Annotated in this window: 15 protein-coding genes; 14 read left to right on the top strand and 1 reads right to left on the bottom strand. The window is 68.6% G+C overall.

From position 1 onward, the window contains the following. On the top strand, positions 1-1,202 hold a 1,202-nt coding region (locus D0901_RS20155; RefSeq protein WP_129142091.1), incomplete at its 5' end, for an alpha/beta fold hydrolase. Positions 1,203-1,244: 42 nt separating this feature from the next. On the opposite strand, the gene D0901_RS20150 is transcribed toward D0901_RS20155, so the two are convergent. Next, positions 1,245-2,138 (bottom strand): LysR family transcriptional regulator, encoded by an 894-nt coding sequence (locus tag D0901_RS20150; RefSeq protein WP_129142090.1) that lies wholly within the window; start codon positions 2,136-2,138, stop codon positions 1,245-1,247. A 178-nt stretch (positions 2,139-2,316) separates the two neighbouring features. On the opposite strand from D0901_RS20150, the gene leuC reads away from it, so the two are divergent. The 13 genes from leuC to D0901_RS20085 all read left to right on the top strand — a co-directional run bounded on the left by leuC (position 2,317) and on the right by D0901_RS20085 (position 16,845). Further along, on the top strand, positions 2,317-3,756 hold the full coding sequence (gene leuC / locus D0901_RS20145) for a 3-isopropylmalate dehydratase large subunit (protein ID WP_129142089.1): 1,440 nt from the start codon (positions 2,317-2,319) through the stop codon (positions 3,754-3,756). A gap of 3 nt (positions 3,757-3,759) precedes the next feature. Further along, complete coding sequence (gene leuD, locus D0901_RS20140) at positions 3,760-4,407, top strand: 3-isopropylmalate dehydratase small subunit (protein WP_129142088.1); 648 nt, start codon at positions 3,760-3,762, stop codon at positions 4,405-4,407. A 135-nt stretch (positions 4,408-4,542) separates the two neighbouring features. After that, positions 4,543-5,622: a 3-isopropylmalate dehydrogenase gene (gene leuB, locus D0901_RS20135; RefSeq protein WP_129142087.1), complete on the top strand. Its 1,080-nt coding sequence runs from the start codon at positions 4,543-4,545 to the stop codon at positions 5,620-5,622. Positions 5,623-5,737: 115 nt separating this feature from the next. Beyond that, positions 5,738-6,850: an aspartate-semialdehyde dehydrogenase gene (gene asd / locus D0901_RS20130; protein WP_129142086.1), complete on the top strand. Its 1,113-nt coding sequence runs from the start codon at positions 5,738-5,740 to the stop codon at positions 6,848-6,850. Between the two features lie 242 nt (positions 6,851-7,092). Then, positions 7,093-9,552, top strand: a complete 2,460-nt coding sequence (locus tag D0901_RS20125) for a FimV/HubP family polar landmark protein (RefSeq protein ID WP_129142085.1) — start codon at positions 7,093-7,095, stop codon at positions 9,550-9,552. Positions 9,553-9,597: 45 nt separating this feature from the next. Continuing rightward, the gene (gene truA, locus D0901_RS20120) at positions 9,598-10,533 is read left to right on the top strand and encodes a tRNA pseudouridine(38-40) synthase TruA (protein ID WP_129142084.1); all 936 of its coding nucleotides are present in this window, start codon (positions 9,598-9,600) and stop codon (positions 10,531-10,533) included. Beyond that, the gene (locus tag D0901_RS20115) at positions 10,530-11,183 is read left to right on the top strand and encodes a phosphoribosylanthranilate isomerase (RefSeq protein WP_267899233.1); all 654 of its coding nucleotides are present in this window, start codon (positions 10,530-10,532) and stop codon (positions 11,181-11,183) included. The genes truA and D0901_RS20115 overlap by 4 nt, the downstream gene beginning before the upstream one ends. A gap of 28 nt (positions 11,184-11,211) precedes the next feature. Further along, the gene (gene trpB, locus D0901_RS20110) at positions 11,212-12,426 is read left to right on the top strand and encodes a tryptophan synthase subunit beta (protein WP_129142082.1); all 1,215 of its coding nucleotides are present in this window, start codon (positions 11,212-11,214) and stop codon (positions 12,424-12,426) included. Between the two features lie 10 nt (positions 12,427-12,436). After that, entirely contained in the window at positions 12,437-13,240 is an 804-nt protein-coding gene (gene trpA, locus D0901_RS20105; protein ID WP_129142081.1) for a tryptophan synthase subunit alpha, read from the top strand. A gap of 84 nt (positions 13,241-13,324) precedes the next feature. Further along, entirely contained in the window at positions 13,325-14,302 is a 978-nt protein-coding gene (gene accD / locus D0901_RS20100) for an acetyl-CoA carboxylase, carboxyltransferase subunit beta (RefSeq protein ID WP_129142080.1), read from the top strand. After that, a complete protein-coding gene (gene folC, locus D0901_RS20095) occupies positions 14,303-15,610 on the top strand; it encodes a bifunctional tetrahydrofolate synthase/dihydrofolate synthase (protein WP_129142079.1) in 1,308 nt (435 codons plus the stop codon). It abuts the gene before it with no gap. Positions 15,611-15,619: 9 nt separating this feature from the next. Then, complete coding sequence (locus D0901_RS20090; protein ID WP_129142078.1) at positions 15,620-16,291, top strand: SPOR domain-containing protein; 672 nt, start codon at positions 15,620-15,622, stop codon at positions 16,289-16,291. Further along, positions 16,288-16,845, top strand: coding sequence for a CvpA family protein (locus D0901_RS20085; RefSeq protein WP_129142077.1), 558 nt, complete (start codon positions 16,288-16,290; stop codon positions 16,843-16,845). The genes D0901_RS20090 and D0901_RS20085 overlap by 4 nt, the downstream gene beginning before the upstream one ends. Positions 16,846-16,887: the final 42 nt, after the last annotated feature.

Below are 16,887 nucleotides of genomic sequence, written 5' to 3'. Positions count from 1 at the left end.
GCGAGGCCTTTCAGGTCGGCACCAACATCGCCGTGACGCCGGGCCAGGTGATCTACGAGAACGAGCTGATCCAGCTGATCCAGTACACCCCGACCACCGAGGAGGTGTTCAAGACACCGCTGCTGGTGGTGCCGCCCTGGATCAACAAGTACTACATTCTCGACCTGCGCCAGGACAATTCGCTGATGAAGTGGCTGGTCGATCAGGGCCACACGGTATTCCTGATCTCGTGGCGCAATCCCGGCCCCGAGCAGCGCGACATGACCTGGGCCGACTACATGCAGCTGGGACCGATCGCCGCCATGGGGGCGATCGAACAGGCCTGCGGCGAGAAGTCGGTGAATCTGCTCAGTTACTGCGTGGGTGGCACCCTGGCGGCGAGCACGGTGGCCTATCTGACCAGTACCCGGCGCGGGCGCAAGGTGCGCTCGGTCACCTACATGGCGACCCTGCAGGACTTCAGCGATCCCGGCGAGATCGGCGTGTTCATCAACGAGCCGGTCCTCCAGGGCATCGAGCGGCAGCTCGAGGCCGACGGCTATCTCGACGGCCGGGTGATGGCGTTCAGTTTCAACCTGCTGCGCGAGAACGACCTGTTCTGGTCGTTCTTCGTCAACAACTACCTCAAGGGCGAGACCCCGGCGGCCTTCGACCTGCTCTACTGGAACACCGACGGCACCAACCTGCCGGCGGCCACCCATGGCTGGTACCTGCGTCACATGTATCTGGAAAATCGGCTGGTCGAGCCCGGCGGCATCGAGCTCGACGGGGTCAAGATCGACCTGCGCAAGATCTCCACGCCCAGCTACTTCGTCTCGGCCCGCGACGACCATATCGCCAAGTGGAACTCAACCTACTACGGTACCCAGTACCCCAAGGGGCCGGTGACCTTCGTGCTCGGCGGCTCCGGCCACATCGCCGGGATCGTCAATCCGCCGAGCAAGAACAAGTACGGCTACTGGACCAACGACGCACTGCCGCCGACGCCGCGGGAATGGTTCGAGGGCGCCACCCAGCATGAGGGGTCCTGGTGGCCGCACTGGCAGGCCTGGATGACCGACAACAAGTACGCCGACCCCGACAAGCAAGTCCCGGCCCGTCAACCGGGCGACGGCGAACTGGAACCGATCGAGCCGGCGCCGGGGCGCTACGTGCGCCAGACCATTCCCGAGGTGCTCGCTTCCCAGGCCGCTGCCGACTAGATCCCTTCGTAAGCCTCACCCGTCGTATCGTGAAGCCCGCCGTCATTCCCGACGGCGGGCTTCCTGCGTTCGGGCCTCGTCGAGCATCGCGATCATCGAGCGGGCCGCGTTGGACAGGGTGCGGCTCTTGTGGAACAGGTAGCCCAGCGGGCGCTCGATGGGGCGGTGCTCGATCGGCAGGACGCTGAGCTCGTCGTCGATCAGCGATTCCGGCAGCACACTCCAGCCCAGGCCGATCGCGACCATCATCTTGAGGGTCTCGAGGTAGTTGGTCGACAGGGCCACCTCCACCTGCAGCCCCTCCCGCGCGAAGGACTCGACGACGATCCCGCGGGTGAAGGTCAGCGGCCCCGGCAGCACCGCATCGAAGTCCGACAGCGCGGCGAGCGGCAGTGTCTCGTGCCTGGCCAGCGGGTGCTCGTTGCCGCACACGAAGCGTAGCTTGTCGACCCACACCGGCACCACGGTGAGCTGTGGATTGGGGGAGGGCGCCAGGGTCACCACGGCGAGCTCCAGTTCACCGTCCAGCACTCCCTGATAGGCCTGTTCGGAATCCAGGAAGCGCATGTCCATGCGCACCTCGGGGTGTGCCTGGGTGTAGGCCTTGAGCAGCGGCGGCAGGCGGTGCAGGCCGATGTGATGGCTGGTGGCCATGGTTAGGCTGCCGCCGACGTCGCCGGACAGGTTGGCCAGGGCCCGGCGGCTGTCGTCGACCATCACCAGGATCTCGCGGGCCCGGCCGAGCAGCAAGCGACCGGCTTCGGTGAGGGTGACGCGGCGTCCGATGCGATCGAACAGCCGGGCGCCGACCTGATCCTCCAGGCTGGCGATACGCTTGCTGACCGCCGGCTGGGTCAGAAACAGCTGCTCGGCGGCCAGCGAGAAAGAGCCGTTGTCGGCCACGGCGACGAAGGCCTGAAGGCTTTGGGTGTCCATGGGGCTCGCCTGACTTGATGAATTCCTGTTTGGAATCCAAAGAATGAAAAACATGAATTGCTTTCATGATGGCAACTTCTTAGGCTAGTCGGCAAGCAAGACATCCCAGAATGTCGATATGCCGGACGCCCCGGCCCACGTGACAACCCGGCTCGCACGAGCCCGCTGGAGGAGACCCATGGCAGGCCAGACGCTTTACGACAAGTTGTGGTCGCAACACCTGGTCAAGCAGCGCGACGATGGCAGCGCCCTGATCTACATCGACCGCCACCTGCTGCACGAGGTGACCTCGCCGCAGGCCTTCGAAGGGCTGCGTCTGGCCGGCCGCCGGCCGTGGCGACTCGACGCCAACCTGGCCACGCCGGATCACAACGTGCCGACCACGCTGGTCGAGCGCGCCGAGGGCAATGCCGGCATCAAGGATCCGGTATCGCTGATCCAGGTCCAGACCCTGGACGACAATTGCGAGAGTTTCGGCATCGAGGAGTTTCGCATCAACGATGCCCGCCAGGGGATCGTGCACGTGGTGGGCCCCGAGCAGGGCGCCACGCTGCCGGGCATGACCGTGGTCTGCGGCGATTCGCATACCGCCACCCACGGCGCCTTCGCCGCCCTGGCGCACGGCATCGGCACCTCCGAGGTCGAACACGTGCTGGCCACCCAGTGCCTGGTGGCGCAGAAGATGAAGAACCTGCGGGTGCGCGTCGAGGGCCAACTGGGCGCCGGTGTCACCGCCAAGGACATCGTGCTGGCGGTGATCGGCCGCATCGGTACCGCCGGCGGCACCGGTTACGCGGTCGAGTTCGCCGGCAGCGCGATCCGCGACCTGTCGATGGAAGGGCGCATGACCATCTGCAACATGGCCATCGAGGCCGGCGCCCGGGTCGGCCTGGTGGGCGTCGACGACACCACCATCGACTACCTGCGCGAGCGTCCCTTCGCACCTGCCGCCGACATCTGGGAGGCCGCGGTCGCCGACTGGCGCGAGCTGGTCTCCGACGACGACGCGGTATTCGACAAGGAGGTGGTGCTCGACGCCGCCGAGATCGCCCCGCAGGTGACCTGGGGCACCAGTCCCGAGATGGTCGCGCCGATCACCGGCGAAGTCCCCGATCCGGCGGCCGAGGCCGACGAGACGGTCCGCGGCGGCGTGACCCGGGCGCTCGACTACATGGGCCTGGCGCCGCGTCAGAAGATCGCCGACATCCGCCTCGACAAGGTGTTCATCGGCTCGTGCACCAACTCGCGCATCGAGGACCTGCGCGAGGCCGCCCGGGTGGCGCGTGGCGGCAAGGTCGCCGACTCGGTCAAGCTGGCGATGGTCGTGCCGGGCTCCGGTCTGGTCAAGCGCCAGGCCGAAGCCGAGGGGCTCGACAAGATCTTCATCGAGGCCGGTTTCGAGTGGCGCGAGCCGGGCTGTTCGATGTGCCTGGCGATGAACGCCGACAAGCTCGAGCCGGGCGAGCACTGCGCCTCGACCTCGAACCGCAACTTCGAGGGGCGTCAGGGCTACGGCGGGCGTACTCATCTGGTCAGCCCGGCGATGGCCGCCGCCGCCGCCCTGGCCGGGCATTTCGTCGACGTCCGTGAATTCAACCGCCAGCCCGAGGAGGCCTGAGCCATGCAAGCACTGAAACAGCACCAGGGCCTGGTGGCCCCGCTCGACCGGGCCAACGTCGACACCGACCTGATCATTCCCAAGCAGTTCCTCAAGTCGATCAAGCGCACCGGCTTCGGGCCCAACCTGTTCGACGAGCTGCGCTATCTCGACGAGGGCTATCCGGGGCAGGACGCCAGTCAGCGTCCGCTCAACCCCGACTTCGTGCTCAATCAGCCCCGTTACCAGGGAGCCAGCGTGCTGTTGGCGCGGCGCAACTTCGGTTGCGGCAGCTCCCGCGAGCATGCTCCCTGGGCGCTCGAGGACTTCGGTTTCCGGGTGATCATCGCGCCGAGCTTCGCCGATATCTTCTACAACAACTCGTTCAAGAACGGCATCCTGCTGATCACCCTCGACGAAGCCACGGTCGAGCGGCTGTTCCGGGAAGTCGAGGCCAACGAGGGCTACCGGCTCGACGTCGACCTCGAGGCGCAGACCGTGACCACGCCGAGCGGCGAGGTGCTGACCTTCGAACTCGACGCCTTCCGCAAGCACTGCCTGCTCAACGGGCTCGACGACATCGGTCTGACCCTGCAGCATGAGGAAGCGATCCGCGAGTTCGAGCAGGCGCATCGGCAAAAGCGCCCCTGGCTGTTCCGCCAGGCGGGCTGACCGGCGCTCGTCAGCGCCCAGACAACCACAACGCTGGACACAAACCGGGACACCGTCGCACGACGGCCGCGCAAGGACAGCGCCCCATTCACGACGCGTCGGCCCAGCGGGGCCGACGCCATTCAGGAATCGCTCATGAGTCGCAAGATTCTCGTTCTGCCGGGTGACGGCATCGGTCCGGAAATCACCGCCGAGGCGGTCAAGGTACTCGAGGCCTGCCGCGAGCAGGGCCTCGACGTCACCCTCGAACAGGGCCTGGTCGGCGGTGCCGGGTATGATGCCCACGGCGAGCCGCTGCCGGCCGAGACGCTGGCCAAGGCGAAGGCCGCCGACGCCATCCTGCTGGGCGCCGTGGGCGGGCCCAAGTGGGACAAGCTGGAGGACATCGCCAAGCGTCCCGAGAAGGGCCTGCTGGGTCTGCGCAAGCAGCTCAATCTGTTCGGTAACCTGCGCCCGGCGCTGCTCTACCCGCAGCTGGCCGAGGCCTCCAGCCTCAAGCCGGAGGTGGTTTCCGGGCTCGACATCATGATCGTGCGCGAACTCACCGGCGGCATCTACTTCGGCCAGCCGCGCGGCATCGAGGAACGTGACGGTCAGCGCGTCGGCTACAACACCTATGTCTACTCGGAAGCCGAGATCGAGCGCATCGGTCGGGTCGCCTTCGAGATGGCCCAGAAGCGCGGCAAGAAACTGTGCTCGGTCGACAAGGCCAACGTCCTCGAGGTCACCATGCTCTGGCGCGAGGTGATCGAGCGCCTGGCGGCGGAGTATCCGGACGTCGAGCTGTCGCACATGTACGTCGACAACGCCGCCATGCAACTGGTCCGCGCGCCCAAGCAGTTCGACGTGATCGTCACCGGCAACATGTTCGGCGACATCCTCTCCGACGCCGCGGCGATGCTCACCGGCTCGATCGGCATGCTGCCTTCGGCCTCGCTCAACGAGCAGGGGCAGGGCATGTACGAGCCGTGCCACGGCAGCGCGCCGGATATTGCCGGCCAGGGCCAGGCCAACCCCTTGGCAACCATCCTCTCGGTGGCCATGCTGCTGCGCTACAGCCTCGGCGAGGGCGAACTGGCCGCGCGCATCGAGCGCGCCGTGGGCCGGGTGCTCGACGATGGCCTGCGCACCGCCGACATCGCCTACGCGGGCACGCGGCGTGTCAGTACGGCGGAAATGGGCGATGCTGTGGTGGCGGCCTTTCGGCAGGCCTGATATCCGCGATGAGTCATCTGAAGCATAGCGTCAGATTATTTGTTACCCTGGTTTTCAATAATTCACGATTATCCCGGTTCACGGGGCAACCCCAGAACGTCAGGAGGACTGTTTCATGTTGAAAGTCGGTTTCGTCGGATGGCGGGGCATGGTGGGCTCCGTTCTCATGCATCGCATGCGTGAGGAGAACGACTTCGCCGGTCTCGAGCCGGTCTTCTTCACCACCTCGCAGGTCGGCCAGCCCGGCCCGGACGTGGGCGTCGACGTGCCAGCGCTCAAGGATGCCTTCGATCTCGAGGCGCTCAAGGCGCTCGACGTCGTCGTCACCTGTCAGGGCGGCGACTACACCGAGAAGGTCTATCAGCCGCTGCGCGAGTCAGGCTGGAAGGGCTACTGGCTGGATGCCGCCAGCACCCTGCGCATGAGCGACGACGCGACCATCGTTCTCGATCCGGTCAACCGCCACGTGATCGATGCCCAGCTGGCCCGGGGCACCCGCACCTTCACCGGCGGCAACTGCACGGTCAGCCTGATGCTGATGGGCCTGGGTGGTCTGTTCGAGGCCGATCTGATCGAGTGGATGACCTCGATGACCTATCAGGCCGCCTCGGGCTCCGGCGCCAAGCACATGCGCGAACTGCTCAACCAGATGGGCTCGCTGCGTGACAGCGTCAAGAGCGAGCTCGACGATCCGGCCAGCGCGATCCTCGACATCGATCGCAAGGTCGCCGAGGCGATGCGCGGCGACGGCTTCCCGATCGACAACTTCGGTGCGCCGCTCGCCGGCGGGTTGCTGCCGTGGATCGACAAGCCGATGGACAACGGCCAGAGCAAGGAAGAGTGGAAGGGCGGTGTCGAGTCGAACAAGATCCTCGGCCACACCGACAACCCGATCCCCATCGATGGGCTCTGCGTGCGTATCGGTGCCATGCGCTCGCACAGCCAGGCCTTCACCATCAAGCTCAAGAAGGACGTGCCGCTCGACGAGATCGAGGATCGCATCGCCAGGCACAACGACTGGGTCAAGGTCGTGCCCAACGAGAAGGAAGCCACCCTGCGCGAGTTGACCCCGGCTGCGGTGACCGGAACCATGACGGTACCGGTGGGGCGTCTGCGCAAGCTGGCGATGGGCGGCGAGTACCTGACCGCCTTCTCGGTCGGCGACCAGTTGCTGTGGGGCGCCGCCGAGCCGCTCAAGCGCATGCTCTCGATCCTGCGCGAGCAGTGAGCGCCCGGCGCGACCCGGTCGCGCCGCTCGGCCATGACGAACGCCTCCTCCGGGAGGCGTTCTTGCGTTGACGAGGCATGAATAGCGAACGCTTTCGGTCGCTGTTATCGCGATTTCGAATGAGGTCGTGTAGTAATGATAGTGTCTGACCATTCCGATACGAAAAAACGACGCCGTCACGATCTCGCCAAGACGCCATGAGAGCGACACGAGAGTGACGTGGAACCGGCGCGGGGAAAACGATGAGACGTACACTTTCCTGGGGCGCCTGCCTGGCGTTGCTGGTGGCCAGCCCCGTGACGCTGGCGCTGGGGCTGGCCGAGCCGGAGGTTCGCTCCAGCCTCGATGCGCCCCTCCGGGCACGCCTGCCGTTGACCGATCTCGGCGGGCTGGATCCGTCGCTGCTCAAGGCCCGTCTGGCCAGTGCCGCGGCCTTCGACGAGGCGGGCATTCCCCGCACCACCCTCGCGGAGAGCGTCAAGGTGGCCATCGAGCGCAGCCGCGGCGATCTGGCGGTGACACTCACCACCCGCCAGCCGGTCAACGAACCCTATCTCGACCTGCTGCTGACGCTGGAATGGCCGGGGGGCCGCCAGCGTCGCGAGATCACGCTGTTGCTCGATCCGCCCGGCTACGCACAGATGCCGGCCCTGGCCCCCGGTGCAGGCACCGCGGCGACGCCGGCCCGGCCCGCGAGCTCCGCCGGCAGCGTGGCGACCGGCGAGTCGTCTTCGGCGGCGGAGGACGCCGTCGCATCGGTCGCCGCGACACCGCAGTCGCTGCGCGTCGCCCCGGGCGACACCCTCTCGGGCCTGGCCAGGCGAGTCCGGCCAGTCGACGCGAGTCTCGAACAGACCATGCTGGCGTTGCAGCGTGCCAACCCCGATGCCTTTGCCAACGGCAACGTCAACAACCTGCGCGCCGGCGTCACGCTGGACGTGCCTTCCCGCGACGCGATTCTGGCCCGTGAGCCCGAGGTCGCCGATCGACAGATTCGGGACCAGACGCGCCAATGGCAGACAGGGGGCGCGACGTCGCCACCGGACACCGCGACATCATCGGGTACTGGCAAAGCGAACGTGGCCACGAACGAGGGCCCGGTGTCGCAACCCGCCGCGGACGATGGCGAGCCGTCGCCGGGAGGCTCGCGGCTGAGCGTGCTCGACGACCGGGCGCTGGCCGCCGGGAGCGCGGCGGACGCCGGTCGTCAGCCGCTGTCGCCGGCAGCGCTGGCCGCCGCCCTGCAGGCGAGCCAGTCGACACGCCTCGCCGAACTCGAGTCACAGCTGCAGGCGACCCGGCAGCGCTTGAACGAGGCCCGCGCCCAGCGTGACCAGTTGACCGAGCAGGTCGGCGAGCTGCGCACCGAGATCAGCGGGCTGCGCGATCAACTGGCCACGGCCCTGACCACACGCCGCGAGGCGCCCGCCAGCGATGCTGGTCGTGATGCGCCGGCGGCGGCGCCGAACGAGAGGGACGCTGCCCCCGAGCGGGGCATGCTCGACTGGCTGGTCGACAACCTGGCCCTGCTGGGCGGTGCCGCGATTGCCCTGTTGCTGGGGCTCTGGACCTGGATGCGGCGTCGCGAGCGCCGTCAAGCGTCCGACGAACCGCCTGCCAGGCCGTTCTCGTCACTCCAGGGGGCGGCGGCCGGTGATCGGCGGTCGGTGGACGAGCCGGGCGTCGTGCCGGTGTCGCGGCCCGTGGCGGAGACGCAAGCCGCGTCTTCCCGGCAGGCGCCAGCGTCGGCCAGCGAGATGCCTCCCGAGGCGGAGGCGATCAGCGAGGCGGAGATCTACATGGCCTACGGGCGCTACGATCAGGCGCGCGAGCGCCTCGAGCAGAGCCTGGCCCGGGAGCCCGATCGTCAGGATCTGAGGCTCGAGCTGCTGGGCGCCTGTGTGGCGCTGGGCGATCGCGCGGCCGCCGAGCGCGAGGCGGCCGAACTCGAACGCCAGGGCGACGAGGCGCAGCGCCGCGAGGCTCGCGATCTGCTGGAACGACTGGTACCGGCCGGCGCGGCAGCCCCTCACGCCGCCGGGAAGGCCGATATCACCGAGCGGGCCGATGGCGCCGAGCGAATCGACCTCGCTGAGGCGGATACGGGCGTTGCGGCACCGAACGGGGCTGACGAGGAGGCGCTCGTCGACGATACAACGGCCGCCGCCGACATCCGCGGCATCGCTCCCCGGTCGGCCGGGAGACACGACGAGCCCGACGATGCCCCGATGGACGACGATGGGGAAGCGCCATCCGCAACGGCAGCCGAGCGAAGCGAAGGCGACACGGCGAGTGCCGAAAGTGTCATCGACTACGAGCCCCCCGTTCTCGAGCCGAGCGACGCGCTCTCCCACGAGCCAAGGCTGGCCCAGCCGGTGGTCGATTACCCCGAGGATTTCACCGGGCTCGACAATCCCGCGCTGGGCGAGTCGGCGAGCGCCGGCGCCGCTGAATCGGGCGTCGATGCCGGGCAGGGCTGGATCGTCGAAGAGGTGGCGTTCGATCCGCTCGATCTGGATAATGAGCGCTCCACGGCCAGCGCTTCGCCTGCCGATGCCGAACGACGTCTCGCGCAGGCTCGCCAGCATCTCGACGACGGCGAGTCGCATGCCGCCCGAGCCCTGCTGGAACCCCTGCTGGAGTCGGGGGACGGCGAGCAGGCCGGCGAGGCGCGGGCTTTACTAGATCGTCACGGCCTGTAGGGCGGCTCACCGGGCGCCTTGCCGGTCCCGAACCCGTAGTGAGCGATGTCCCTTTTCGAGTTTCTCGATGAAAAACGCCCGTTGACCGGCCGCCTCGCCATGGCGGTCGAGTACGACGGTACCGGCTACTGTGGCTGGCAGCGTCTGAAGCACTCGCCGTCGGTTCAGGCGGCGCTGGAAACCGCCCTGGGCAAGGTCGCCAACGCGCCGGTCAAGGTATTGTGCAGCGGGCGTACCGACTCCGGCGTCCATGCCACCCGGCAGATCGTGCATTTCGATGCGCCGGTGCCGCGTTCCAACAAGGCCTGGGTCTTCGGCGCCAACGCCAACCTGCCGCGCGACATCGCCGTGCGCTGGGTCAGGCCGGTGCCCGACGATTTCCATGCGCGCTTTCTGGCGCTGGCGCGTCGCTACCGCTACCTGATCCTCAACCAGTCCAACCGGCCGGTGCTCGAGCGGGCCAACGCCACCTGGTGTCGCGAGCCGCTGGACGTGCCGCGCATGCACGCCGCCGCCCAGGCGCTGGTCGGCGAGCACGATTTCTCGAGCTTTCGTGCCGCCGGCTGTCAGTCGAAGTCGCCGATCCGCCACGTGCACTTCATCGAGGTCAATCGCTACGGACCGCTGGTGGTCATCGACGTCCAGGCCAACGCCTTCCTGCACCACATGATTCGCAACATCGCCGGCGCACTGGTGGCGGTGGGGCGCGGCGACCAGGGCGGCGATTACCTCGCCGAACTGCTGGCCATGCGCGACCGGGCGCGCGGCGACGTCACCGCGCCGGGCTGCGGGCTGCACTTCGTCGACTCGATCTACGACGAGCGCTTTGCGCTGCCCAGCGAGCCGCTGGGCCCCAACCTGCTGGCCTTCCTCGGCGAGTGGACCGGCGAGCGGCCGCTGCCGGACACGCCGATGGTCCGCTACCGGCGGGGCGAGGCCGGCGCCCGCCACCCGGCGGCGATCGCCAACGACGCCGGCTGACGAGGACATCGGCAAGGAGACCCGACATGCCGCGTACCCGCATCAAGATCTGTGGCCTAACCCGCGAAGCGGACGTCGACGCGGCGGTGGCCGCCGGTGCCGATGCCCTGGGTTTCGTGCTCTGGCCGGGCAGCGACCGCGCCATCGATCCCGGGCGCCTGGCGCACCTGGCCGCGCGGGTGCCGGCATTCGTCACGCGCGTGGGACTGTTCGTCGACCAGGAGCCGGCATTCATCGAGCGCTGTGCCCCCTGGCTGGATCTGATCCAGTTCCACGGCGACGAGACCCCCGAGCAGTGCCGGCACGCCCCGCGTTCCTGGATCAAGGCGCTGCGCATGCGCGACGACGTGGACCTGCCCGCCGCGGCGGCGGCCTACAAGGACGCCCGGGCGCTGCTGCTCGACGCCTACAAGCCCGGCGTGCCGGGGGGCACCGGCGAGGTCTTCGACTGGTCGCGAATCCCCGCAAGCCTGGCAAAACCTGTTATCCTCGCCGGAGGTCTCGACCCGAGCAATGTCGGCGAGGCCGTGCGTGCGGTACGCCCCTTCGCGGTCGATGTCTCGGGTGGCGTCGAACGCTCCCGGGGCGTCAAGGACCCCGCCAAGTTGCACGCGTTCATCCACCAAGTGACCCTGACTCAAACCCCTTGAGCCCAAGCGACCCTGTGAGGTGTCTTTCGTGACCAAGTTCAGCGACCTGACCCGATTGCCCGATGCACGCGGCCATTTCGGCCCCTACGGCGGTCGGTTCGTTTCGGAGACCCTGAGCTTCGCGCTGGAGGAACTGGAGAAGGCCTATCGGGACCTTCGCGACGACCCGGACTTCCAGGCGGAATTCGACCGTGACCTGGCGACCTACGTGGGCCGCCCGTCTCCGCTGTACCACGCTGAACGATGGTCCAGCCAGCTCGGCGGCGCGCAGATCTGGCTCAAGCGCGAGGACCTCAATCACACCGGCGCCCACAAGGTGAACAACACCATCGGCCAGGCGCTGCTCGCCAAGAAGAGCGGCAAGCCGCGGGTGATCGCCGAGACCGGCGCCGGCCAGCACGGCGTGGCCACCGCCACCGTCGCCGCGCGCCTGGGCCTTACCTGCGAGGTCTACATGGGCGCCGAGGACGTCGAGCGGCAGAAGCTCAACGTCTATCGCATGCGCCTGCTGGGGGCCAACGTGATTCCCGTGGAATCCGGCTCGCGGACCCTCAAGGACGCCATGAACGAGGCGCTGCGCGACTGGGTGACCAATGTCGACGACACCTTCTACATCATCGGTACCGTGGCCGGGCCGCACCCCTATCCGATGCTGGTGCGCGACTTCAACGCCGTGGTCGGTCGCGAGGCCCGCGAACAGTCGCTGGCCCAGATCGGCCGGTTGCCCGACGCCCTGATCGCCTGCGTGGGCGGCGGCTCCAACGCCATGGGCCTGTTCTATCCGTTCGTCGAGGACGAGGACGTCGCCATGTACGGCGTCGAGGCCGGCGGTGACGGCGTCGAGACCGGTCGCCACGCCGCGCCGCTGACCGCCAACGCGCCGCGTGGCGTGCTCCACGGCAACCGCACCTACCTGATGTCCGACGAGGCCGGCCAGATCACCGACACCCACTCGATCTCGGCGGGACTCGACTACCCCGGCGTGGGCCCCGAGCATGCGCTGTGGAAGGACGTCGGGCGCGTGCAGTACGTGGCCGCCAACGACGACAAGGTGCTCGAGGCGTTTCGCGAGCTGACCCGTCTCGAAGGCATCATGCCGGCGCTCGAGTCGGCCCATGCCCTGGCGTATGCCAAGGTGCTGGCGCCCACCCTGCGCCCCGACCAGCACATCGTCGTCAATCTGTCCGGGCGCGGTGACAAGGACATTCTGACGGTGGCCAAGATCGATGGCGTCGACATCTGAGAGGGCAACAATGAATCGTATCGACCAGCGTTTCGCTGCCCTCAAGGAGCAGGGCCGCACCGCACTGATTCCCTACATCACCGCCGGTGATCCGGCACCCGCGCATACCGTGGGCTTCATGCACGCCCTGGTCGAGGCCGGGGCCGACATCATCGAGCTCGGCGTGCCGTTCTCGGACCCGATGGCCGACGGACCGGTGATCCAGAAGGCCTGCGAGCGTGCGCTCGCGCACGGCACGCGGCTCGCCGACGTGTTCGCCATGGTCCGCGAGTTCCGCCGCGACGACGCCGAGACACCGGTGGTGCTGATGGGCTATCTCAATCCCATCGAGCGCTTCGGCTACCAGCGCTTCGCCGACGAGGCCGCCGAGGCCGGGGTCGACGGCGTACTGGCGGTCGACATGCCGCCGGAGGAGGCCGACGAGATCGCGCCGCTGTTCAAGGCGCGCGGCCTGCAGGCGATCTTCCTGGTCGCCCCTACCACCTCGCGCTCGCGTGCCGCTACAATATGCGACCACGGTGAAGGGTACCTGTACTACGTCTCCCTCAAGGGCGTCACCGGGGCCGCCACGCTCGACGTCGATGCCGTCGACCGGCAGCTCGGCGGTTTGCGCGAGCTGACCCGGCTGCCGCTGTGCGTCGGCTTCGGGATCCGCGACGGGGCCACGGCCGCGGCGGTGGGGCGGGTTGCTGACGGCGTGATCGTCGGCAGTGCGCTGGTGTCGCGGATCGCCGAAGGCGCCGAGGCGCCCGAGGCGATTCCCGATGCGCTCAAGCGCGTGCTGGGCGAGATGCGTCAGGCGCTGGACGCCTGAGCCCCACACCCTTCGTAACCAACGCGTCGGCCCGGCCGAGTCTCGTCCGGGTCGCGACAGCAGCAGAACGGATACCTTCTGACCATGAGCTGGCTAGACAAGATCGTGCCGTCGATGGGGCGCATCCAGCGCAATGACCGCCGTACCAGCGTGCCGGACGGCCTGTGGCGCAAGTGCCCCAAATGCGACGCGGTGCTCTACCTCCCCGAACTCGAGAAGCACCACAACGTCTGTCCCAAGTGCGACCATCATCTCCGCCTGACGGCCCGCAAGCGCCTCGACTGGTTCCTCGACGACGAGGGCCGCGAGGAGATCGCCCAGGACCTGCAACCGGTCGACCGCCTCAAGTTCCGCGACTCCAAGAAGTACAAGGACCGCCTGGCGGCGGCCCAGAAGGAGACCGGCGAGAACGACGCCCTGGTGGTGATGCGCGGCCGGCTCGACGGCCTGCCGGTGGTCGCCGTGGCCTTCGAGTTCACCTTCATGGGCGGCTCGATGGGCGCGGTGGTCGGCGAGAAGTTCGTGCGTGCCGCCAGCCTGGCGCTGGAAGAGGGCGTGCCGCTGATCTGCTTCGCCGCCTCGGGGGGGGCACGCATGCAGGAGGCGCTGTTCTCGCTGATGCAGATGGCCAAGACCTCGGCCGCGCTCGAGAAGCTCAAGCAGGCCGGTGTTCCCTACATTTCGGTGCTCACCGACCCGGTGTTCGGCGGTGTCTCGGCGTCGCTGGCGATGCTCGGCGATCTCAACGTCGCCGAGCCCAACGCGCTGATCGGTTTCGCCGGGCCGCGGGTCATCGAGCAGACCGTGCGCGAGCAGCTGCCGGAAGGCTTCCAGCGCAGCGAGTTCCTGCTCGAGCATGGCACCGTCGACATGATCGTGCACCGTCACGAGATGCGCGAGCGACTCGGCGGCGTGCTGCGCAAGCTGAGCCACTGGCCGCTCGAGGGGCTGCCCGACGCGGCCGAACCGGTCGTCGAGACGGACGACGACGAGCAAGCCGGTGAGGCGCAGGCCGAACAGGAGACCTTCGCCGATGACGAATCCCGGGGCGATACCCGCTGAATGAGCGAACCGGTGTCACTCAATGACTGGCTGGCGCGTCTCGAGCGCCAGCACCCGGTCAGCATCGATCTGGGCCTCGAACGGGTCGCCGTGGTGGCCGAGCGGCTGGGGCTACGCGAGCGGGCGATCGCCGGTCGGGTGATCACCGTCGCCGGGACCAACGGCAAGGGCTCCACGGTGGCGATGCTCGAGGCGCTGGCGCGGGCCCACGGTCATTCCACCGCCACCTACACCTCGCCGCACCTGCTGCGCTACAACGAGCGTCTGCGCCTGGACGGCCGCGAAGCCGACGACGCCCTGCTGGTCGCCGGCTTCGCGCGGGTCGAGGCGGCGCGACTGGCGCCCGAACCGATCAGCCTGACCTACTTCGAGGCCGGAACCCTGGCGGCACTGTGGGCGATCGCCGAGCGTCGTCCCGACCTGGCGATCCTCGAGGTCGGGCTGGGCGGGCGGCTCGACGCCACCAACGTCGTCGATGCCGACATCGCCGTGGTCACCACCGTGGCGCTCGACCACGCCGACTTCCTGGGCAGCGACCTGGCCACGATCGGCCGCGAGAAGGCCGGCATCCTGCGCGCCGACCGTCCGGCGGTACTGGGCCGGGACATCACCGACAGCGTCTTCGACAGCGCCCGCGAACTCGGCGCCCGGGTCCACGCCCTGGGCGCGGATTTCTGGCGTCGCGACACCGCATCCGGCTGGTCCTGGCAGGGCCGTGACGCCCACGGCCGGGCGCTGACGCTCGACGGCCTGACCGACCCGCAGCTGCCGCTGGACAACGCGGCCATGGCCCTCCAGGCCCTGGCCCTGGCCGAGGTGACGCTCGACGCCGCGCGCTGTCGTCGCGCGCTGACCGACGTGACGCTGCCCGGGCGCATGCAGTGGCTGGACAACTGGTGTCTCGACGTCGCCCACAATCCGCATGCCGCCGGCTATCTGGCGGAACGGCTCGCCGCCTCGCCCCGCCCGGCACGACGCCTCGCGCTGCTGGGCATGCTCGGCGACAAGGATGCCGCGGGCGTGATCGACGCGCTATCCTCGCAGGTGGACGGCTGGGTCCCGGTGGGGCTGGACGGGCCGCGCGGGCGCAGCGCCGAGGCGCTGGCCTCGCTGCTCGTCGAGCACCAGCAGGACGTGCTGCACCGGGCCGAGTCTCCCGCAGCCGGTGCCGAGTGGCTCGCCGCCCGGACCGCGGCCGACGATCAGGTGCTGGTCTGCGGTTCCTTCTTCACCGTGGCCGAGGTACTCGGCTGGCATGCCGCGCGGGAAGGGAAGGGTTCCCGCCACGGGCCCCAGGCCCATCGCTAGGAGGCAAACATGAAGTACGGAATGCGCGAACGTATCAGTGGCGCCGTGATCCTGCTGGCGCTGGGTGTCATCTTCGTGCCCATGCTCTTCGACGAGCCGCCGGCGCGGGAAGAGCGTCCGCAACCCTCGCTGACCATCGACCAGCCGATCGATGTCGAGCAGGCGCCGGTCGAGGCCCCCGAGCCGCCGTCGAGTCTCGGTCAGATCCAGTCGCCGCAGGCCTCGTCCGGAACGTCCCGGGAGCCGGCGGCGTCGGGTGACGAGGCCGCATCGCAGTCGGCCCCGTCGCAGGCCGTCAGTCAGCCCAAGTCGGATCCGATCGCCGAGATCGCCCGTAACGCCGAGCAGCAGGGCGAGCGCGGCGAGTCGTCCCCCGAGGCATCGCAGTCGGCGTCCGAACCCGACGCGCAGACGCCGTCCTCGCCCACCCCGGCGACCACGGAGAACGGCGACTGGGCGGTCCAGGTGGGCAGCTTCGGCGAGCCGGGCAATGCCGAGCGGCTCGAGAAGAAGCTCAACGCCCAGGGCTTCCACGCCTATAGCCGGCCCCGCGACAACAACCTGACCTCGGTCTACATCGGGCCCTTCGCCAGTTCCGAGGCGGGCGAGAAGGCCCGTGCCGCGCTCAAGGAGAAGGTCAACATCCAGGGGCTGTTGATCCGCGTCCAGGAGGGGGGATGACCTTCACCTGGCTGGACTGGCTGTTCCTGGCCGTTCTCGCGGCCTCGATGATGGCCGGTTTCCTGCGCGGGCTGGTCCGCGAGGCGCTGGGCCTGGGGGCGTGGATCCTCGCCCTGCTGGCCTCGCGATTTCTGGCGTCGCCGGTCGCCGACTGGCTGGCCGGGTTGATCGACAGCCCCGATGTCCGGCTGATCGTGGCCTTCGTGCTGGTGATCTTCGCGGTGATCATGCTCTGCGGCATGGTGATTCGCGGTGTCCAGGCGGCCATCGAGTGGGTCGGCATGGGCTTCTTCAATCGCGTCGCCGGGGCCGCCTTCGGCGTGCTGCGCGGCGGGGCGATCCTGGTGCTGGCCACGGTGCTGATCAGTCTGACACCGCTGGTCCAGCTGCAGGCCTGGCAGGAGGCGCGGCTGCGCCCGACCTTCGAGGACCTGCGCGACTGGGCCGTGGCCCGGTTCACCGACTGGCAGCAGCGCAACCCGCAGAAGGTCGACGAATGGCGGGCCCTGTCGCTGCCGGTGCGGCTGCCCGGCGAGCGGCAGCCCACGCAGTAATCTTCACCGACGCGATGTCCGAGACGGGCATCCCGAGTCCAT

Origin of the sequence: Modicisalibacter coralii (genome assembly GCF_004117855.1) — a bacterium.
GTDB classification, from domain to species: domain Bacteria; phylum Pseudomonadota; class Gammaproteobacteria; order Pseudomonadales; family Halomonadaceae; genus Modicisalibacter; species Modicisalibacter coralii.
Note: the sequence above shows the minus strand (reverse complement) of the source record. Positions and strands in the feature narration are given on the sequence as shown.